The sequence below is a fragment of the Aliivibrio friggae genome (assembly GCF_057368515.1).
Window position 1 is genome coordinate 336,748 of sequence record NZ_CM170649.1, and the last position, 19,599, is coordinate 356,346.

The 19,599-nt window shown below is 37.8% G+C and carries 19 protein-coding genes; 11 read left to right on the top strand and 8 right to left on the bottom strand.

Annotated features, from left to right (window positions below):
- Positions 1–260: 260 nt before the first annotated feature.
- Both AC2INI_RS15015 and AC2INI_RS15020 read left to right on the top strand, forming a co-directional pair.
- The gene (locus tag AC2INI_RS15015) at positions 261–656 is read left to right on the top strand and encodes a hypothetical protein (protein WP_486306277.1); all 396 of its coding nucleotides are present in this window, start codon (positions 261–263) and stop codon (positions 654–656) included.
- A gap of 453 nt (positions 657–1,109) precedes the next feature.
- A complete protein-coding gene (locus tag AC2INI_RS15020; RefSeq protein ID WP_486306278.1) occupies positions 1,110–2,066 on the top strand; it encodes an AEC family transporter in 957 nt (318 codons plus the stop codon).
- Between the two features lie 3 nt (positions 2,067–2,069).
- Here AC2INI_RS15020 and AC2INI_RS15025 read toward each other — a convergent pair whose 3' ends face one another.
- The gene (locus AC2INI_RS15025) at positions 2,070–3,044 is read right to left on the bottom strand and encodes a DUF3187 family protein (RefSeq protein ID WP_486306279.1); all 975 of its coding nucleotides are present in this window, start codon (positions 3,042–3,044) and stop codon (positions 2,070–2,072) included.
- Positions 3,045–3,268: 224 nt separating this feature from the next.
- The gene (locus tag AC2INI_RS15030) at positions 3,269–4,174 is read right to left on the bottom strand and encodes a LysR substrate-binding domain-containing protein (protein WP_486306280.1); all 906 of its coding nucleotides are present in this window, start codon (positions 4,172–4,174) and stop codon (positions 3,269–3,271) included.
- Positions 4,175–4,303: 129 nt separating this feature from the next.
- On the opposite strand from AC2INI_RS15030, the gene AC2INI_RS15035 reads away from it, so the two are divergent.
- Both AC2INI_RS15035 and AC2INI_RS15040 read left to right on the top strand, forming a co-directional pair.
- On the top strand, positions 4,304–4,975 hold the full coding sequence (locus AC2INI_RS15035) for a cupin domain-containing protein (RefSeq protein ID WP_486306281.1): 672 nt from the start codon (positions 4,304–4,306) through the stop codon (positions 4,973–4,975).
- A 10-nt stretch (positions 4,976–4,985) separates the two neighbouring features.
- Positions 4,986–6,092 (top strand): flavin monoamine oxidase family protein, encoded by a 1,107-nt coding sequence (locus AC2INI_RS15040; RefSeq protein ID WP_486306282.1) that lies wholly within the window; start codon positions 4,986–4,988, stop codon positions 6,090–6,092.
- Between the two features lie 67 nt (positions 6,093–6,159).
- Here the strand turns inward: AC2INI_RS15040 and pepE are convergent, their stop codons facing one another.
- The gene (gene pepE, locus AC2INI_RS15045) at positions 6,160–6,897 is read right to left on the bottom strand and encodes a dipeptidase PepE (RefSeq protein ID WP_486306283.1); all 738 of its coding nucleotides are present in this window, start codon (positions 6,895–6,897) and stop codon (positions 6,160–6,162) included.
- A gap of 319 nt (positions 6,898–7,216) precedes the next feature.
- Between pepE and AC2INI_RS15050 the strand changes: the two genes are divergently transcribed.
- A complete protein-coding gene (locus AC2INI_RS15050) occupies positions 7,217–8,074 on the top strand; it encodes a PA4780 family RIO1-like protein kinase (RefSeq protein WP_122032259.1) in 858 nt (285 codons plus the stop codon).
- Between the two features lie 50 nt (positions 8,075–8,124).
- Here AC2INI_RS15050 and AC2INI_RS15055 read toward each other — a convergent pair whose 3' ends face one another.
- From AC2INI_RS15055 to yddG, 3 genes are all read right to left on the bottom strand, one after another.
- Positions 8,125–8,766 (bottom strand): lipase family alpha/beta hydrolase, encoded by a 642-nt coding sequence (locus tag AC2INI_RS15055; protein ID WP_486306284.1) that lies wholly within the window; start codon positions 8,764–8,766, stop codon positions 8,125–8,127.
- 145 nt (positions 8,767–8,911) lie between these two features.
- Entirely contained in the window at positions 8,912–9,985 is a 1,074-nt protein-coding gene (locus AC2INI_RS15060) for an AI-2E family transporter (RefSeq protein ID WP_486306285.1), read from the bottom strand.
- Positions 9,986–10,047: 62 nt separating this feature from the next.
- Positions 10,048–10,935 carry an aromatic amino acid DMT transporter YddG gene (gene yddG / locus AC2INI_RS15065; RefSeq protein WP_486306286.1) on the bottom strand — a complete coding sequence of 296 codons (888 nt, stop codon included), beginning with the start codon at positions 10,933–10,935 and terminating at the stop codon, positions 10,048–10,050.
- A gap of 251 nt (positions 10,936–11,186) precedes the next feature.
- Here yddG and AC2INI_RS15070 point away from each other — a divergent pair, with 251 nt between their 5' ends.
- Positions 11,187–13,073: a methyl-accepting chemotaxis protein gene (locus AC2INI_RS15070; protein ID WP_486306287.1), complete on the top strand. Its 1,887-nt coding sequence runs from the start codon at positions 11,187–11,189 to the stop codon at positions 13,071–13,073.
- A 28-nt stretch (positions 13,074–13,101) separates the two neighbouring features.
- On the opposite strand, the gene AC2INI_RS15075 is transcribed toward AC2INI_RS15070, so the two are convergent.
- On the bottom strand, positions 13,102–13,272 hold the full coding sequence (locus AC2INI_RS15075) for a hypothetical protein (protein WP_151653347.1): 171 nt from the start codon (positions 13,270–13,272) through the stop codon (positions 13,102–13,104).
- A 370-nt stretch (positions 13,273–13,642) separates the two neighbouring features.
- Between AC2INI_RS15075 and AC2INI_RS15080 the strand changes: the two genes are divergently transcribed.
- A complete protein-coding gene (locus tag AC2INI_RS15080; protein ID WP_486306288.1) occupies positions 13,643–14,530 on the top strand; it encodes a LysR family transcriptional regulator in 888 nt (295 codons plus the stop codon).
- 6 nt (positions 14,531–14,536) lie between these two features.
- On the opposite strand, the gene AC2INI_RS15085 is transcribed toward AC2INI_RS15080, so the two are convergent.
- Positions 14,537–15,433: a LysR family transcriptional regulator gene (locus tag AC2INI_RS15085; protein WP_122032266.1), complete on the bottom strand. Its 897-nt coding sequence runs from the start codon at positions 15,431–15,433 to the stop codon at positions 14,537–14,539.
- A gap of 126 nt (positions 15,434–15,559) precedes the next feature.
- Here AC2INI_RS15085 and AC2INI_RS15090 point away from each other — a divergent pair, with 126 nt between their 5' ends.
- From AC2INI_RS15090 to AC2INI_RS15105, 4 genes are all read left to right on the top strand, one after another.
- Positions 15,560–15,994 (top strand): carboxymuconolactone decarboxylase family protein, encoded by a 435-nt coding sequence (locus AC2INI_RS15090; protein ID WP_486306289.1) that lies wholly within the window; start codon positions 15,560–15,562, stop codon positions 15,992–15,994.
- 85 nt (positions 15,995–16,079) lie between these two features.
- A complete protein-coding gene (locus tag AC2INI_RS15095; RefSeq protein WP_486306290.1) occupies positions 16,080–16,619 on the top strand; it encodes an NAD(P)H-dependent oxidoreductase in 540 nt (179 codons plus the stop codon).
- 470 nt (positions 16,620–17,089) lie between these two features.
- Positions 17,090–18,328, top strand: a complete 1,239-nt coding sequence (locus AC2INI_RS15100; RefSeq protein WP_486306291.1) for a ferredoxin reductase family protein — start codon at positions 17,090–17,092, stop codon at positions 18,326–18,328.
- A gap of 216 nt (positions 18,329–18,544) precedes the next feature.
- Positions 18,545–19,597, top strand: a complete 1,053-nt coding sequence (locus AC2INI_RS15105; RefSeq protein WP_486306292.1) for an ABC transporter substrate-binding protein — start codon at positions 18,545–18,547, stop codon at positions 19,595–19,597.
- Positions 19,598–19,599: the final 2 nt, after the last annotated feature.

The following is a 19,599-nucleotide window of genomic DNA, read 5'->3' on the forward strand; positions in this document are numbered from 1 at the left end:
TTTATGCGAAAAAATCATTGGTAAGTATGTTAGAATAATATTTAAGAAAGTGTTAATTTTTTAGATGATTATTTATTAGCTGCGATTGAATTTATTATTAATAATATTACTAACCACACAAAATATGACGATTTTATTACCAGTTTATATAAAAATAATATTAATAATTAAAGATAAACCTGCAATAAACTACAGGAGCATAAGCGTAATTATTCATATAAAATCCGAACGAAAGGTTAGAAATATAAAAGAAGGATTTTATGAAAAAAATATCAACGTTGTTACTTTTAACTCTGATATCGCCATCTACTTTTGCCGATAATATATACCCGTTCAAGTCATTAAGTAATCTGAGAGAAATTCCAAAAGTTGGCGATACTTATAAGTTAGACCCAGTAGATCAGGCTTCTATAGAACTTGTTTGTTGGGATAAGGGAGAAAATGACCATCGTTCTTTTTCTGCATGTGAAATTGTAGTTAACTATTCAGAAAAAGCGCTCTATGACCCTTGTTTCCAAGTAACAGATAGATTATCTACTCCGCCCATTTATGTCGAATTAAATAATAATAGATTTTCTGGTTTACACGTATCGGGAATGAAAATTAAATTTAAAGAAATAAAATATGGAAATTTATTTTTTGAGCTAATCAAGTAACTTTGGAGATTATATTTTAATAAAAAAGCCTCGATTGCAGAGGCTTTAAATCAACTAAAAAGGCATTACATCAACCATTTCCACCAAACAAAAATGGCTAAAAATCCAAATAAATAGACCAAATTAACAATTGATAATGCTCTCAGTTTCTCCTCATTTTTAACATCATCAAAAAGTGCAACTATTCACCTATTTTTCAGCATAAAGCTAACTAGTTTATGGGAAAACCGCTGCCAGATCTTTACTCATTTCAACTCGAATAGATCATGGCTGAGGTAATTACGCAGAAAAGATTGAGAATAGCGCCAACATCAATTCAATGCTTATGCGCCAAAACCTAACCTAATATCAACATTCATCTCAAACAATGCTAAATCACCCCATCTATAACTGAATTTTTATATATTGTGTGTAAAATAAACACTTACTAGGGAAGCTAATAAGAAAAGATCTATGGATAACCTCATAACTCAATTACTGTTCTCAGCCTCAATTACTGGCCCTATTTGTCTAATGTTGTTTTTGGGGGTGGTTCTTAAACGTATTAACTTAATTAACGATAACTTTATTGAAATCGCCTCTAAGCTCGTATTCCAAGTCACTTTGCCTGCGATGCTCTTCTTAAGTATTGTTAGTGCGGATCATGATTTCTCATCCAGCAGTCGTTTAATTATTTACGGGTTAATCACTAACTTTCTCTTTTTCTTATTCACAACTTTTTCAACTAAACTTGTTTTTAAAAACAAACAAGATCATGGCGTGATTATCCAAGGTGGCTTTCGAGCTAATACTGCGATTATTGCCCTCGCTTATGTTGCTAATGCTTATGGTGATCCCGGGGTTGCCTTGGCCGCTATTTATGTTGCTGCTACAACCGTGCTTTACAATATTCAAGCCGTGATCGCACTGACTCCAAAAGATGAACATAACGAAAAACAAGCATTTAGTGTAATAGTAAAAACATTGACTAAGAACCCATTAATTCTCTCGATTTTATTGGGCGTTGTATGTTCTTTTCTCTCTATTCCAATTCCTAAGATGGTTACTCAAGCAGGACAATATTTCGCTAACATGACCTTACCATTAGCACTATTATGCGCCGGTGGTTCACTCAATCTAACTTCAATGAAAGAAGACAGCCTAGCAACGTGGTTTGCAAGCAGTTACAAACTAATATTAAGTCCATTATTAATCACGACAGGAGGGATATTATTCGGCTTTAGGGGGGTAGATTTAGGACTTTTATTCTTTATGAGTGCAGCTCCAACTGCTGCCGCTAGTTATGTCATGGCAAGAGCAATGGGTGGAAATTCAACACTGGCTGCCAACATTATAGCCCAAACGACAGTGGCATCATTAGTCACTTGTACGCTTGGGATCTTTATTTTATCTTCATTTGGTTTGATTTAGTGATTACAACATATATCGAACACCAAAGGTAAATGCGATATCGGTTGAGTTATCCATATTCACTGCATTCTCTATAGCTGAAAACTCAAATGCCGCAGAACCTAAAAGATAACGATAACCCAGTACGTATTCATGTGATGGTTCAGAGAAGTCCCCTCCATCATCAATCTCACCTTCATAAAAATGATATGACGTAATGATATGATGAGATGGCGTGATCACATAGCCATAACCAATAGCAAACGCAAGTGTACTGTTCTTATATGGCATTGAGTTTCCTGCGGCATCACTGTCTCTGAAAGTCATCCCTGCCGTAGAAAATAAAGCGTGTTTTTCATAATTAAAGCTGTAGTTAATTTGTAAACCCTGCTCAAAACTATCACGCTTAAATGGTCCACTATTAACCTGATTAAGATATAAGCTAGCCCCTAGGCTCACCGCATTATACTTATTTTCAAATACCTGATATTCCAAATAGCTATGCAAAGCACTCGCTAACGTTTCATTCTCAAAATCATGGATCTCAATACCATATTTAGGAACTGAAATGCTAAAACGATCTTCAGCTACCTCATCTCGTCCATTATGACCAATACCAAACAGGTCATGAAAGCCGTAAATAAAAGAATCTAACCCATTATCTGCCGCATAACTATATTGGTATTTTAACTCAGCTTTAAACTTTTCTGTCACCTGCCATTGAGCACCTACTATGGCTTGATTTTGATAATAATCCATATTAAAGCTTTCAGAATGCGCCCATACACTCGCTATTGTCCCTGTTGCAAATAACTCAACACTATCGTCTTTCATAGCAAAAGCAGAACGAAGTTCAGTAGTTAATGTATTAGAATGTATAGGTGCTTGGGCGTAGGTTTTTAGTGGCGTAACTACAGTATTGGCAGCAGCTAGAGAGGACCAGCCACCAAAAATTATTAGAGGGGTAAATAGATAAGTTATCAATGTTTTAGTTGGCATAATTTTCCATATAATTGACGGCTACTAATATTTTGGTAACAAAAATGGAGAGTAAGATTAACAAAAACCATTATCACTTATGTTATATTTTATACTAACGGTTCTAAAAAAATGTGGGAGCGAGGTCTATAAGAATCCTTTTAAATACACATAATAAAACGAGAAAAACAGTAATTATTCACAATAAATATAACTAACCCCAATTGCATTCACGTGCTAACTCCTTACTCTTTGCCTGATTGTTGATGTAGCCAATCTTTAAATACCTTAACTTTTTCATGTTCAAGTCCATTTGATTTCCAGACAATGTAATACGCCAATTCTATATGATATTTCAAGTCAAAAAAGGGCTTAACTAGTCGACCACAATCTAAATCATCTTGCACTAATACACTTCGACCTAATGCTATGCCTTGCCCACTGATCGCCGCTTGAATAACAGACGCTGAATTATTAATTTTCAGTCCCTTTTCTGTATTTATATTATGGATATTATTTTTCTTTGCCCAACTAGACCAAGAAGGAAACCCACTCTCTTTGGGTAAAGACAAATCATGCAATAAGGGAAAATCTGTAAGGTTATCTAAACTAAACAGCCCCTTCTTTACTAAATCAGGTGAGCAAACAGGAAAGACAGACTCTGTCATTAATAATGATTTTTCTAACCCTTCCCAATCTCCTTTTCCATATCGGACGCCAATATCGATGCTCTCAGCAAGGTAATCAAGCGTTCGAATATTGGTATCTAACCGGAGATCCCATTCAGGGTATGACGTTTGAAAGTCATCAATACGCATTAATAGCCATTTAGCAGCAAAGGCAGGACTAACGGCAACCGTTAAAATAGGGTTGACCTCTATCGGTTTTAACTGGCTTAGCCCTTGTGATAAAGCGTTAAATCCACGTGTAATATCAGGTAAACCTTGCAGAGCTTCCTTGGTTAATACTAAACGAGAAGCACCAGAAGAGCGTCGCTCAAACAGAGAGACACCAAGCCACTCTTCCAGTAATTTCACTTGCTGCCCTATCGCTGCAGGAGTGACATTTAACTCCTTTGCCGCTAAAGAAAAACTCAGATGTCTTGCTGCCGCTTCAAAGGCTCTTAGACCATTCAAATGGTTAATTTTCATAATATTCTATTTACCCTACAACAAGACACTAAAGAAAATCTTTATCGATAGTATAGAAGTTCTGATTTGTTACGCCTAGATAAACATTACACAATAGACTTAATTACTCGCCATTCACGCAGGTTTACCATGAAATTACATACTGACTTATCCCAAAAAGCGAACGTATTTTTTACTCAGTCCACTTGGGTTCTCTCTCCAATTAAAGAAGTCTCTCGAAAAATGCTAGAGCGTGATGGCGGTGAAATTGCAACCGCAACAACCTTGGTAAATTACGAACCAAACAGCTATTTCTCATCGCACGTTCATACTGGTGGTGAAGAGTTTTTAGTACTTGAGGGGATATTTGCTGACGAATATGGCAGTTATCCTGTTGGCACTTATATGCGCAACCCTGTCGGCACATCTCACGCGCCAATAGTAAAAGATGGCTGCATGATTTTAGTAAAGCTAGGTCAATATCAAGAAGGGGATATCACACCGGTACATATCAAAACTCAAGAACAAGAGTTTGTTAAAGACGATAATCGTACAGGGGTATTATTTCAGCCTCTACACAACTTTAAGCAAGAGAGCGTTCGCCTTGAAAAATGGAAAGAGGACCAAAATATTGCGCTAGAAAACCACGGTGGAATAGAAATTCTTATCGTAGAGGGCGAATTTACTCACCAAGGTATTAACTATCAAAAATTTGATTGGTTACGTCTACCTATCGGGCATTCACTACAAGCTACGACGGCTCAAACAGAGTGTCTCGTATGGATAAAAACAGGGCACCACTTACATCAACTACAAGCGTAGGTAACGAATAATGAAAACCAAACATCTTATTGTTGGCGCGGGTCTTAGTGGTTTATACACGGCATACCAACTTGAAAAAATGGGTAAAGACTACCTATTACTTGATGCCAGAGAACGTGTTGGTGGCCGTATTTTATCCTCATCTATTACTGGTCTTGAGTTACCAACCTCACCTCTCAATACGGTAGATATGGGCCCTTCTTGGTTTTGGCCGCAAATGCATCCTCGCATCACTCAATTGATTGATGATTTAATGCTGCCTATTTTTCCACAGTACTCACAAGGTGCTTATTTATTAGAAAACCAATCAAACAGCGCCCCTATTCGTTATGAATCAGGGTTTGAGCAATCACCAACATCAATGAGAATTGCAGGGGGAATGCAATGCTTGGTAGATACCTTACTAGCGGCGCTCCCAAGTCATAAAGTACAACTTAGCCGTAAAGTAACCCATGTTGAATACCATGAGAAAAACCAATCCACTGTAACGATAAATCACAATAATAAACAGGAAAGCATTGAAGCTGAACAGGTCATTTTTGCCCTGCCTTTACGTTTATTAGCTGAAAGTATTTCTTTTACTCCAGCATTACCTTATGAGTTAACACAGCGTTTTTCTGCAACCACCACTTGGATGGCTGCACACGCAAAGTTCTTTGCTATCTATGAATATCCTTTCTGGCGCGAAGAAGGATTATCAGGCTCAGCAAGCAGTCGTGTTGGACCCTTAGTTGAAATTCATGACGCAAGTACCTTTGAAGGTGTAGGGGCTTTATTTGGATTTGTTGGTATTGATGCGGCTACTCGTGCAAAAGCAGGTGAGGCATTAATCAAACAAGCAGCCATTGAGCAACTAACGAGGATCTTTGGTTCAAAAGCTAGTACTCCCATTGATATTAAACTCTTAGATTGGAGCCAAGAAACATTAACGGCAACAGAAGCTGATCATCAAGCTCCTAGCACTCACCCTCACTATGGATTACCGGCATCAGCAAAAGCGTTGAATAAATTTCATTGGTATTTTGCAGGAACAGAAGCCGCACAAGAGAATGGTGGCTATTTAGAAGGGGCATTAGAAGCAGCCGATGTGGTGCTTGCAAACCTCAGTGACAGCTAAAAAATACAAAGGCCAAGTTATTTGATAACTTGGCCTTCTCTTAATTTATCACTTTATAAGCTCATGACTAGCAGCTGTGTTCCATTAAGAACTGTATATCGTCTTCAGCAGTGTAATAAACAGGATCTTTACCGTGAGAGAACAACTTCAATGGCTTTTCATTGGCTGTGTGGTAACTCAGTTTACCATCATGGATATGTAACCATGTGCCCTCTGGGATCCCTACCACTGGCTCATGTTTATTCACTTCTAGAAATTCTTGAATACGCTCATCACGCGTTTCACCAAAATGCCCTTCAACAGACGCTTCTAGATAATGAGGATTAATTTGGAATGGCACTAGATTCAATGAAGGAAGAATAGCCCCTGTAATAATAGGCATATCATTGGTCGTACGAATCGTTGGACAACCGATGTTAGTCCCAGCGCTCCAGCCAATGTATGGAACCCCATCAGTTAATACCGCTTTACGAATTGGGCCAACTAAACCTAAATCATGCAAAGTCTTATTTAACACCCAGGTATTACCGCCACTCACTAAAATACTATCCGTTTCTTGAATGGTTTTTACAGGATCTTCTGAACGGTGTAGGCCTGTAACTTTACAATCTAACCCAAGGTGATCAAATGTTTGTTGAACCAAGGCAACACGATCATCATGACTAGAGCGAATAACGGCATAAGGAATAAGCACAAGATTCTTAGCTTTTGTTCGTTGAATTTGCTCAACAATCGCTTCACTTGCAAATTCCATCACAAAATTATTACCCGCGATCTTACCGTTACTTAATAATAAAATATCCATCTTCTAACTGCCTTATGTCTATTTAACATCGCTACTTAACCTATTCTCAATCTAAGAAAAATAAGCAATGCGATTACGAAAGAGATAAAAAACATACCAGAAATAACCTCTGAAAAACTTGTGTTAGATCGGATCTGTAGTCTATAAATTATCTCTGAACAAAAAGAAATCGCAGCGTGATCACAAACAAGACAATAAATAACTACTAACCAAAACTTGTGACCAAGAGAAATATAGGCATAATGCCCTACTGAAGTTTATACATAGCTCAAAAATACGTCACAAGTTGCGACGTCTATCTATGCTCATATGAGGTGCAATGAAAATACCAAACAGATTACTACCATTAGTTGAAGATGGTTTAATAGATGAAGTTCTAACCCAATTAATGAGTGGTAAAGAAGCCTCGGTCTACATTGTACGTAGTGGCGATAATATTCAATGTGCCAAAGTCTACAAAGAGATTGAACAACGTAGCTTTAAACAAGCGGTAGCGTACCGTGAAGGACGAAAAGTAAAAAACAGTCGTCGAGCTCGTGCAATGGAAAAAGGCTCTAAATTCGGACGAGACGAACAAGAGAAGGTATGGCAAAACGCAGAAATTGATGCGCTATACAAGCTATCTGAAGCTGACGTTCGTGTACCGACGCCTTATGGCTGTTTTGATGGTGTTCTCTTAATGGAATTAGTGACAAACGATGAAGGCTCTGTAGCCCCTCGTTTAAACGACATTACATTAACCAAAGAACAAGCGCTACGTGACCATGATTTAATGATCCAATACGTCACTCGTATGTTATGTGCGGGGATTGTGCATGGAGATTTATCTGAATTTAACGTCTTAGTCGATCATCTTGGCCCTGTGATCATCGATTTACCTCAAGCGGTAGATGCTTCTGCAAACAACAATGCAAAGTGGATGCTTGAGCGTGATGTAAATAACATGACGACGTACTATGGACAATACGCACCTGAATTACTTGGCACTGAATACGCTAAAGAAATGTGGGCGCTGTATGAAATAGGCGAACTGACTCCAAACACCAAGCTTACTGGTGTATTTATTGATGATGGAGCAGATGCCGATGTTGACGGTTTGATGGCTGAAATCAACGCCGTAATGGAAGAAGCTCGATTACGTAAAGAGCGCCAGCTTGAAGATCAAGAATTGGATTAATCCATACTTTATCAAACACGATAGAAGTAGATAACGGACTATCTACTTTCTCATGCCACCTCTTCCTCTGACTTCTCTTCTTTTTTAAACTTATGATTCTCAATAAAGTAATCCACTTGATTTGCTGTTTCTGTCGCATAAAGCAAACTCGTGTGGGAATATTTTAAACACAAATGATCTGTCAGCTCTGGAAGTAGAGTTTCTTGAACTGTCACTGTCCCATCTGAAGGTTGATGATCTCGTATCATTGGCGGGCGTAAACCAATAGGTAATGTCCCTGCAATAGAGCCAATAGGACAATTGGCTGTCAATGTAGCCACATCGACCAAGCCCTGCTGCTTTGAGCTTCCTAATATAAAACCCAATTTTTTACTTTGAAGTTCTTTCGCAATAGAAGCCCCTTGAAGCGGAGAACCAATGGTTACAATAGAGTCTAAAGGGGTATTAATGTCTTGATGATAGTTAGCAAAATGCACAGCTAAAATGCCACCTAAACTGTGTCCAAGTACTACGTTTTTTTTAGACACCGATAGGCAACTATGAATGCGTTTAAACAGTACCATTTCATTAATACGCAGTGAATTATAGCTAATGACTTGTACGGTATGCCCCTTCTTTTTCAATCGTTCCGCAAGAGGCTTCATTACTACGCCATGCATATATAAACCATGCAATACAACTATGTTCGCCATTATCTACTCCCCAAATTAACTCTTAATAAGACTATATCAGGAGGAAATAGTTCTCATAGTCTATAAATATGATTTATTACAATTAACAACAAATCATATACATAACTGTGATCATCAATGTATAGAGTTAACTCACAGCCCAGGACTACGTATTCTTCCCTTCCGCTTCACTATTCAACCATACTATTAGTAATTGATAGGTCAAGCTCAGAACTACCGCCCCTACAAATAAACCAACGATACCAGACATCGCCATCCCTCCTAATGCCCCAAGTAAAATAACAATCATTGGAATATGAGAGCCACGACTCAATAATATTGGTTTTAATATCGCATCACTGCTGCTCACCAATACACACCAAACAGCAAATAACACGCCTGATGTAGTGGTATCAACACTGAAAACATAAAAGATAACAGGTAAAAGGACTAAAATCGGTGGCAATTGAATAATAGCAAAAACAAGCACTAAGAATACCCACAAACCAAGTGCTGGCGCAGGAATACCAATAACCGCCATACCAAGTCCGGCCATAGTCGTTTGTATCACGGCAACACCAATAACCCCTTGAACGACACTTCTCACCGTCGTTTTCGATAGTTTAGTTAGCGCTTCACCATGCTCTCCGGTTAAGCGATTTGAAATAAGAATGAAGGCACGCTCGCATTTAGCGGCATTTGCCATGAAAACACCCGCAATGATGGTTGAGATAATAAACTGAATAAAACCACCACCAAGAGAGCCGACTAAAGAAGCAGCCTTACTCGCAACGACTTTCACTTCTGCGCTGTATTTAAATAACAGGCTTTCAAGATTTGAAGACGCAAGAGACATAAACGAATACGCCTCGTGCCCAATAATTGGCCACTCTTGCATGCTCTCTTTTGGTTTAGGTATCGCAATAGTCCCATCCTGATATCCTAAAAATAACTCCGTTCCACTGGTATAAATTCCCGTAGATAGCGCGACTAAAGGAATAAGCAGTAATGCGACACCAATAATGGTTAAGAGTATGCTCAACTTACTTTCACTGATTGGCGTTTTTTTACCAAGATAAGCAACAATTGGGTAGAGAGCAGTCGCAATAATACCGCCCCACACCATCAATAATAAGAAAGGCTTAAGAATAGAAAAGCACCATAAGACCAGAACAGAAAGAGCGCTGATCTTAATAAACGCATCAATAGCTTGGTTGGAGAAATTGTGTCCGAGTTTCATAAACATTCCTTGTTGCAAATAAAGGGCTTCACTTACTATGTATAGCTTATATTTACCAATAATTACTTTTGTTCTCGAGTAAACCACCAACATATTAATGACGCTAATGTCACCATTATAACGCCTTGCCAAAACTGCATTGTTAGCTCAATGTCTAGAATCCACGCAGAAAAGAACGTTGAAAAGATAGGAGTAAAATATGAGAACGTTGCTAACAGTACCATGTTGCCGCCAATAATCCCGATATTCCATAACGCATAGCCACTGCCCATCACTATTCCAGCGAGCAATAAATCAATTATGGCATCACTCGTCATCACGATTGCACCTTCATCACTGATTGCGTATTTGCACCACAAGGAAACTGCCGTTGCGATAAAAAACCAAGTAATTGCATTTTTTCCATTAGCTAGTTTTTTAGTGACATTACAATAAATGGCCCAAAGAAATGCGCCCGTAAATGCCAACATATAGCTGATAGGATTGGTTGCTGCATTAGCCATTAGTTGAGAAGCAGATAAACCTTTATCGCCACTCAATGTCCATGCAACCCCAAAAAAAGACAATAATATTGCAGGATAAATCACCTTACTTACGGGTTTATTGCTCACAAGCACAGCAAAGAGCACCGTTAATGAAGGCCATAAATAATTAATAATGCTCATCTCAACGGCTTGATTACGACTGTTTGCCATACCAAGCGCTAGCGATAAACACATTTCATAACTAACAAATAGACCACCACCAATCAGCAAATAACGCGGTGAAAACAAACTAAGTTTTGGTAACCCAATAACAATCATTAAAAACAGCGAGCCAACACTGTATATCATTGCGGCACCGCCAATCGGCCCTAATTGCTCGGTCACATTACGAATTAACCCAACAATTAAACTCCATAATAAAATGGCAGAGCAACCTGCTACGGTGTATTTATATGAAGTATTCAACTTAACAATATCCTAATGAACAAAGAGAGAAACTATATTTTACCATTGAAGTCATCCATATATTCAAAATAAAAATGGAAACGGTATGAACAATGCTTAATGATTCACAATAGAAATACTTCTTTCGCCACTAATATTATCTTCAATATACTATTTGTGTCATTATTTATTTCGAAGCTAAAAATTATTACTAAAATATTAAATACACATTATTTATATAATTATCATTACAACAAAAGATGAAACACATTATGCTAAAAAATTTATCGCTAAAAAATAAACTCGCAATTTCAGCCAGTGCGGCCATTATACTTGGGGGAGTATTAGTTGAAGCTTTATCATTTAAAGCCTCTTTAGATCGTTTAGATATCGAAGTAGAACAACGCTTAGAAAGTACAACTGCATCATATAATCAATACGTCACTGATTGGATTTTATCAAAAGAACGAGCCATCACAGCACTTCCTCAAGAAGCCAATGCTGACACTATTGAAGTGCATTTAAAACAAGTCCGCGACTCGGCAAAATTTGATAACGTTTTTCTTGCGTACCCAAATGGTTCTCAAGCTAATGCGAATGGGGTGATCCTACCTCCTGGTAATGATGACCCAAGAAAGTGGGGGTGGTACACAAACGCAGTTGCCACACCGTCAAAAGTATTTATGGATAATCCAACCATTGCTGCTGCAACTGGAGCAAATGTTGTTTCTTTAGGGAAGGCATTAAGCCTTCACGGTCAGCAAGTGGTTCTTGGCGCAGACGTTGAGATTACTGATATCTTAAACAGCATGGAAAAAGTAATTATTCCTGGTTCTGGGTTTATGTTCATTGCTAATGATAAAGGTAATATTTTTACACACCCGAACACAAAATTACTAAATAAATCAGTTTCTACTTTAGGCTTGGATTTCTCCACCATTCAAAAAGCAACAAATAGTCACTCTAATATCTCTATTGAGATAGATGGTGATGAATACATTATGTATGCTCAAAAAATTGAAGGCACAAGTTTAATCACTATTAGTGTAATTAATTATGACTCGCTAGTTGTCCCTCTATTTGATGCCGTATCAGGACAGGTTCTAGTCACAGCGATTGTCGTCATTATCTGTACGTTACTATTCAATTTACTGTGTAGTATTTTATTCCGTCCATTAAATAATGTCTCTCAAGCCCTTACTCAAATTGCCAATGGTAGTGGAGATTTAACTCAACGAATTCATGTTGAAAATAAAGATGAAGTTGGTGAACTAGCTAATAACTTCAACACATTTGTAGAGAGCCTTCAGCAACTAATTCAACATATCCGTTTACAATCGCAGCAACTTACTGAAGGTTCAGAACAAAGTACTAATCGTGTAAATAATTCAGTGAAAGAATTAAACCTTCAACAGCAAGAAATCACCATGGTTGCTACCGCTGTAACTGAAATGGCATCAGCTACGCGTGAAATTGCGTCTCACGCGGAACAAACGGCAGAAGCTGCACAAAACTCATCAAGCAGTACCCAAAAAGGTCATTCTCTTGTTATTGAAACAAAAGCATCAATCAATAACCTAGCAAATGAAGTGAATGAAGCCAGCATGGTAATCAGTGAGCTTCAGCAACACTCTCAAGAAATCAATACTGTATTGGCGACGATTCAAGGTATTGCAGAACAAACGAATTTACTTGCGTTAAATGCAGCCATTGAAGCCGCACGAGCAGGAGAGCAAGGGCGAGGTTTTGCTGTTGTTGCTGATGAGGTTCGAGTGTTATCTCAACGAACTCATACATCAACAGAAGAGATTAAATCGACAATTGATATCCTTCAACAAACAACAAGTCGTGCCGTTAACTTGATGAAAAGTAGCTCTGATCTGGCAAATAGCTCTGTAGAAGACGCAGATAGAGCAACACTAGCACTCGAAGAAATTAGCTCGTCAGTTACTTTAATCAGCGACATGGCGACTCAAATTGCGACAGCCGCTGAAGAACAAACTCACGTAACTGGTGAGATAACTCAAAATGTCACATCCATTAAAGATGTGACAGACCTACTTGTTATCGATTCAACAGATAGTTTAGATCAATCCCATTCACTCAAAGAGCAAGCCGTTAATTTAAGTGAAAAAGTAGCTACCTTTAAGCTTTCATAATAATCAGTCTAAATGGTAGGAGTGATGCTTAACTCACCACTTCTACCGTTTTATGTTGAGGACCTAAATACGTCCCTTCATCTATCAGATAACGTAGCGATTCTTCACACTCTGGACATTCAAAAATCTCATTCGGCTCAATGGCTTCTTCTTCAACCCATTCCCAGCCAATATGTTCTTCACAACTTGGGCAGTCCATTTTTTATTCCTCTTAACTATTTTCGGCGAGTATAATTAACCTCAACTCGGGATAGGAAAGTCGAGAATATATTTTTCATACACTTAAATTAAACCAATAAGTCAGTAATGTTAATTTAGATGCGTAACAAGGCAAAATCATAAGTCAATAGCTTGCCTATTGCGTTGATTTTAACGTAGTTAGGCGCTAAAGAAACAGTGCTGAATGGCTTAGATTATCCCGAGCTGAGGTTAAATCACCTAAAACAAAAAGTCATCACCTTACAGACGAAATAAATCGCACCACCCTCTTATCAAACTAGAAATTATCAATTACTCTTAATCTAATAATCTTTTGTTATCTTTTTTTAGTCTCATTTTCTTGGTGATTTATGCTTAATCCTCTTTGGCTCAATACCTTTTGTACTTTGGTTGATATCGGCCATTTTACTCACACGGCAGAAAAACTCTTTATGACTCAGCCTGGGGTTAGTCAGCACATTAAGAAGCTAGAACTGGCGTGTGGGTATGATCTGTTAAAGCGAGAGGGGAAAAGCGTCGAGCTCACCGAGCAAGGCCGCCTAGTATACAATTATGCACACCAGCAGCGACGCGATGCAGCCAACCTAGTTGAAGCATTAAGTTTTGATGACCCATATAAAGGATTGTGTAAGTTTGCTTGCTCAGGGGCCTTAGCATTATCTCTGTACCCAGAATTTATCAATCTACAAAAGAGTCACCCTGATTTAGTAACTCATGTTGAAGTTGCACCAAATAGTAAAATATTAGATGAGGTCCAACGCGGACAAATTGATATTGGTATCGTAACTCATCAACCAACGCCCAATCTATTCCGTAGTGAGGAAATTAGTAAAGAGCCACTCTGCTTAGTATTACCAAAACACCATAAAAACACGGTCATAACTTGGGATGCCTTACTGGCATTAGGATTAATAAAACACCCCGATGCAGAGCATTATCTATCACTTTATTTTGATCTTTGCCAAGATGTAGCCCTAGAAAAAGGCAATGTGAATGAAATTCCAGTAACCAGTTACATTAATCAATTAAGCCAAATCCTGTTACCTATTGCTCAAGGGATTGGCTTTACGGTTCTTCCACAAAGTGCGATTGATGCTTTTCCTTACAAGCAGGATCTACATATACATCAACCAACAACCCCGGTTTTAGAGAGCTTATTTTTAGTACAAAAGAGAAATAGAGATTTACCGAAGAGATACCAAACTCTGATTCAAAAGCTTAAAGAAACACTGAGATAAGTTGAATTAGTTTTCTTTCACTTTCTCAATGATGAAATCCAAAAAAGCACGAATATATGGCTTAGGATATTGAGCGCTTTTGTAAATCGCAAAGATTTCACCACTGCCATTTTCGCCATGAGTCACTGTCCACTTAGGCAATACTGGAATTAATACACCACTTTCAATGTAATCCGCCGTCATCCAATCAGAGAGCAGCAGTACCCCAGTCCCTTTTAGTGCAGCGTTCAATAGTGGCGAACCTCCTTTTGAGATTAGATTCCCCGAGACTGTGACCTTTTTCGATGTATTTCCTTTTTTAAAATACCAGTGGTTTCTCTGCCTTTCATGAGTAATAAGTAAGCAATTATGATGAATCAAATCATCCGGCTTCTCAATTGTCTCATGACTCGCTAGGTAATCAGGGGAAACCACTAAAGATGTGTTATTTTCCATTAACTTACGAGCTTTCAAACGGCTATCTTGAGGGGTGCCAATACGTATCGCTATATCGATATTTTCACTATTAAGATCCACCAAGTTGTTATCTAGTTCTAACTCTATCTGTACTTTTGGATATAAAGATAAAAACTCAGGAATTAAAGAAGCGAGTACTAAATTACCAAAGCTTTCAAAGACAGAGATACGTAACATACCTTCAGGCTCTTCATTATGCCCCTTCATTTCACTCAATAACTTATCACTCTCTTGCAGCAACTTAATTGATTGTTGGTGAAAATAAAGCCCCTCTTCAGTCAAAATTAACTGGCGTGTACTTCTTTTAAATAATGTCGTCTGCACCTTATTTTCAAGGTTATCGATGTTTCTCGCAACCGATGATGGCGCCATATGTAACGCATGGCCGGCTTGAGAAAAACTACCAGACTCTACCACCTGATCAAATACTCGAATTAAATCTAACACACTCCCACCTTTGCGTTTTATGCAAAATTATTTCAGCTTTAATGACTATTCTCTCTTTTTATCGAATTATGCACAATACACACATCGCAATAAAGCGCTAACAAAAAACATAAAGAGAGATTAATTATGACTACACGTATTGATATTGCAAAAATCCAACCAAAAGCTTTAAATGCAATGCTTTCTATTGAATCTTACCTAGCTGGCGTGACGTTATCTGCTGAATTAAAAGAGCTAATTAAGATCCGCGCTTCAATGATCAATAAGTGTGCTTACTGCATTCAAATGCATGTGCCAGAAGCAGAAAAAGCAGGTATAGAAGCACAAAAACTGTTTGCTCTAGCAGCATGGAAAGAGTCACCACTATTCAACGCAACAGAACGTGCTGTATTAGCATTAACAGATGACATGACACTAATCGCTCTTGATGGTGTTTCAGATACAGTCTATCAAGAAGCTTTAGAGGTTCTAGGTAAAGAACAACTAGCACAAGCAATGATGCAAGTAATCATGATTAATGCTTGGAATCGCTTTGCATTAGCAACACAAATGACGCACTAATCAGCCACATTACTGCCCTTCTAGTCATGTTCGTTGGTCATTCCAATGATCATGGCTAGCTTTTTCGCCATAAAATGAGAACATCATGAAACGTATTTTAGTCTTACTTGCCCACCCTTTAATTGAAAGCTCTACGATTAACCGCACGCTGGTAGAAGCATTATCTAAGCATGAACAAGTGACTACACATAACTTGTACCAAACCTACCCAGATTTCCAGATTGATGCAGAGAAAGAGAAAGAGTTGCTGCTTTGTCATGATGTTATCGTGTTTGTATTCCCGATCTATTGGTACTCTAGTCCGTCTTTATTAAAAGAGTGGCAAGATTGCGTTTTAGAATATGGGTTTGCTTATGGTTCTAAAGGCAATAAACTTCACGGTAAAACGTTATTATGCATGACAAGTACAGGCAGCCCGCTTTCAGCTTATCAACCAGATGATAGCCAAGAGTCAATCCTGAAAACCTTATTAATGCCTATTGAGAAAATGGCTCAAGATGCAGGATTAAATTATCTCGAGCCAATTACTCTATATGGTTCAAGAACAGCAGTAGAAGAAGGTCGATTAGCCCCTCACGTTACTCATTGTATGGATAAAATAAATGCATTGTTGTCTGAAGAATAAAAGAAAGGTTTATTATATCGAGCGTGGGTATTTCAGCAGTGTCTTAATGTTTTACAAAGCCCTAAAACCAAAAAACTCCTGACCATCAGGAGTTTTCTATTTTTACCACTTTTTAGCCGTGTCTTTTGCAGTGTCTTTCCAATATTGAATTCGCGCACGTTGCAATTGGGCTTTTCTTGTTCTTTTCATAAAATACTTCCTTTAATCACTCGCTCATCTTTGAGCTGCTGTCATAATTCTTAATGACCTATTCAATCTATAGTAGAGTTGAGCTCTTTGCGAGGATCAAGATCACGTAATTTTAAACGTACTTCGTTTTTTTACTTATATTTTATGATCTATGTAACAATTTTTATGCTGTCTTCTTAAAAGAAGATAACCACATTTATTATAACTTGATGAATAATCCATTCACCTTTCATTTACATTAAATGATATATCATACAATAAAATGCCTTAGGAATTTTATTATGAATACATTAAAACGATTTTTATTTCCTTGCTTTATCATCATAGCATCCATTGGTTTATGGTTTTTACTCCCTGATAATCTTGAGTTAGTAAGAAAAATCCCTGCCTTTTTTGCTGCAATCTCAATGATCTGCATGGCACTTGCTATGCTTATAAGTGCTCGTCCTAAATGGATAGAACCGATTACTGGAGGAATGGATAAGGCATATGTATGGCATAAATGGTTAGGTATTACAGGCTTAATTGGCGCTTCATTTCATTGGCTATTAGTCCCAGGACCTGCTGGCAATGGTATAAACCCTCAGCTAGCAGACATAGGAGAAGAATTCGGTCAATTCGCTATGTATGGTTTATTGCTGCTAGGTGGTATTAGCATGGTCAGAAAAATTCCATATCGCTTATGGTTTTATACTCATAAATTAATGGGGCCTATCTTTTTAATCTCGGTTTATCATACCTTTTTCTCTGATGTTCCTTTTGAATTTAATAGTCAAACAGGCATCGCTTTATTCATTGTCTCTTTGATTGGATGTATCAGTTGGATATATAAAACTTTATTTAAAAAACGAACAGTCAAAACCTATCATGTAAGTAAAATCACACCATTAGATGATGCTATTGAAGTGAGTCTAATAGCTCATAAAGAATCAATTCAATATCATTCCGGCCAATTTGCTTATCTTGATTTTGGCTTTGATAGTATTGAACATTATCATCCATTTACCATCACTTCTGTACCACATGAAAGAGATTTAAGCTTTATTATTCGATCTTTAGGTAAACATACTTCTGAGCTACAGCAGCGAGTGACCGTAGGACAAACAGTAAAAATTGATGGTGCTTATGGGCGTTTACATACAAAAAGAGACATGAATAAACCACAAATCTGGATAGCGGGAGGAATTGGTATCACCCCTTTTGTTTCTTGGTTAAAACAAAGCCAAACGACAAACCAAGAAGTTCATTTATTTTATACGGGGCGTGGCAAGTTATACGACATTATGCTGGCTAAGCTCACTGCACTGATCACATCAGATAAAGTGAAATTGAATAAACAAGAAAATGAAAATGACTTTTTAACAGGAGATAAAATATCTACTGTTATTAATCAGGAATTGACCCAACACCAAGTTTTTGCTTGTGGCCCCACTCCTATGCTAAAAGCATTAAAATCTCAGTTAAGTAAAAAAGGTATGAAAGAGACCCAATGGCATAATGAAAATTTTGCCATGCGTTAAATACCCATGAATACTAAACGTGAAACTATACTGCTTACTTTTATGAGCAGTATAATTTAATGCTTTTCAACAAACATAAAGACTTTCTTTACTCTACAGTGAAACATTAATGACATTAAAATTCACTAAAACTGTCAGAAATCCGCCTCAAAACCGTCACAAACTCTCTCTAGGATGACAATCAAATTATTGATGTAGTCCAAAGGATAGAGACAAATGAAAACATTATTAACTGGTGTCACTTTAATTACAGCAACATTATCAACGCAGGTATTGGCCAAAGATACAGACATACAATCTCTGGTGAATGCGGCAAAAAAAGAAGGCCAAGTTTACAGTGTAGGCATGCCTGGAAGCTGGGCAAACTGGAAAGATACATGGAATGATCTAAGCAGTATCTACGGTTTAAAACATCAAGATACTGACATGAGTTCAGCTCAAGAAATCGCAAAATTTGCCGCAGAAAAGAAAAATGCCACGGCAGATATTGGTGATGTGGGCTTTGCATTTGCACGAGTTGCTGTAAAAAAAGGCGTAACACAGCCATACAAACCAACAACGTGGAACTCAATTCCTGATTGGGCAAAAGATAAAGAAGGTCACTGGGCATTAGCTTATACAGGCACAATCTCTTTTATATCTAACAACAAATTAGTAAAAAATGCCCCAAGATCTTGGAACGACTTATTAGAAGGTTCATACAAAGTAAGCATCGGTGATGTTGGTGTTGCTGCCCAAGCAAATAATGCCGTACTCTCGGCTGCTTTTGCAAACGGTGGCGATGAGGCCAATCTAAAACCTGCAATTAAATTCTTTGCTGAACTAGCAAAACAAGGTCGCCTTTCTTATACCGACCCAGGCTTAGCAAACTTAGAAAAAGGCGAAGTTGAAGTGGCAGTATTATGGGATTTTAATGCTCTTAATTACCGCGATAAACTAGGTCGTGAACGATTCAGTGTCAATATTCCTCAAGATGGTTCTGTTATTTCAGGCTACACCACCATTATCAATAAATTCGCAAAAAATCCAAACTCAGCAAAACTGGCTCGTGAATATATCTTCAGTGATCAAGGACAAATCAACTTAGCTGAAGGCTATGCGCGTCCAATACGCAGTGATGTTACGTTGCCTCAGTCTATTCAAGATAAATTAATTCCTAACGACCAATACACTAACGTTCATCCTGTTGCTGACTTCAAAGCATGGGAAAAATCAGCAAGAAAACTGCCTCGTCAATGGCAAGAAAACGTATTAATTAACCAACAATAAGA

What these genes read in the sequence shown, in the direction of transcription:
- AC2INI_RS15055 (WP_486306284.1), bottom strand. Translation starts at nt 8,766, where the DNA reads ATGGCGAACATAGTTGTATTGCATGGTTTATATATGCATGGCGTAGTA.
- AC2INI_RS15050 (WP_122032259.1), top strand. Translation starts at nt 7,217, where the DNA reads ATGAAAATACCAAACAGATTACTACCATTAGTTGAAGATGGTTTAATA.
- AC2INI_RS15015 (WP_486306277.1), top strand. Translation starts at nt 261, where the DNA reads ATGAAAAAAATATCAACGTTGTTACTTTTAACTCTGATATCGCCATCT.
- AC2INI_RS15030 (WP_486306280.1), bottom strand. Translation starts at nt 4,174, where the DNA reads ATGAAAATTAACCATTTGAATGGTCTAAGAGCCTTTGAAGCGGCAGCA.
- AC2INI_RS15100 (WP_486306291.1), top strand. Translation starts at nt 17,090, where the DNA reads ATGAATACATTAAAACGATTTTTATTTCCTTGCTTTATCATCATAGCA.
- AC2INI_RS15025 (WP_486306279.1), bottom strand. Translation starts at nt 3,044, where the DNA reads ATGCCAACTAAAACATTGATAACTTATCTATTTACCCCTCTAATAATT.
- AC2INI_RS15080 (WP_486306288.1), top strand. Translation starts at nt 13,643, where the DNA reads ATGCTTAATCCTCTTTGGCTCAATACCTTTTGTACTTTGGTTGATATC.
- AC2INI_RS15105 (WP_486306292.1), top strand. Translation starts at nt 18,545, where the DNA reads ATGAAAACATTATTAACTGGTGTCACTTTAATTACAGCAACATTATCA.
- AC2INI_RS15070 (WP_486306287.1), top strand. Translation starts at nt 11,187, where the DNA reads ATGCTAAAAAATTTATCGCTAAAAAATAAACTCGCAATTTCAGCCAGT.
- AC2INI_RS15060 (WP_486306285.1), bottom strand. Translation starts at nt 9,985, where the DNA reads ATGAAACTCGGACACAATTTCTCCAACCAAGCTATTGATGCGTTTATT.
- AC2INI_RS15035 (WP_486306281.1), top strand. Translation starts at nt 4,304, where the DNA reads ATGAAATTACATACTGACTTATCCCAAAAAGCGAACGTATTTTTTACT.
- AC2INI_RS15040 (WP_486306282.1), top strand. Translation starts at nt 4,986, where the DNA reads ATGAAAACCAAACATCTTATTGTTGGCGCGGGTCTTAGTGGTTTATAC.
- AC2INI_RS15090 (WP_486306289.1), top strand. Translation starts at nt 15,560, where the DNA reads ATGACTACACGTATTGATATTGCAAAAATCCAACCAAAAGCTTTAAAT.
- pepE (WP_486306283.1), bottom strand. Translation starts at nt 6,897, where the DNA reads ATGGATATTTTATTATTAAGTAACGGTAAGATCGCGGGTAATAATTTT.
- AC2INI_RS15095 (WP_486306290.1), top strand. Translation starts at nt 16,080, where the DNA reads ATGAAACGTATTTTAGTCTTACTTGCCCACCCTTTAATTGAAAGCTCT.
- AC2INI_RS15075 (WP_151653347.1), bottom strand. Translation starts at nt 13,272, where the DNA reads ATGGACTGCCCAAGTTGTGAAGAACATATTGGCTGGGAATGGGTTGAA.
- AC2INI_RS15020 (WP_486306278.1), top strand. Translation starts at nt 1,110, where the DNA reads ATGGATAACCTCATAACTCAATTACTGTTCTCAGCCTCAATTACTGGC.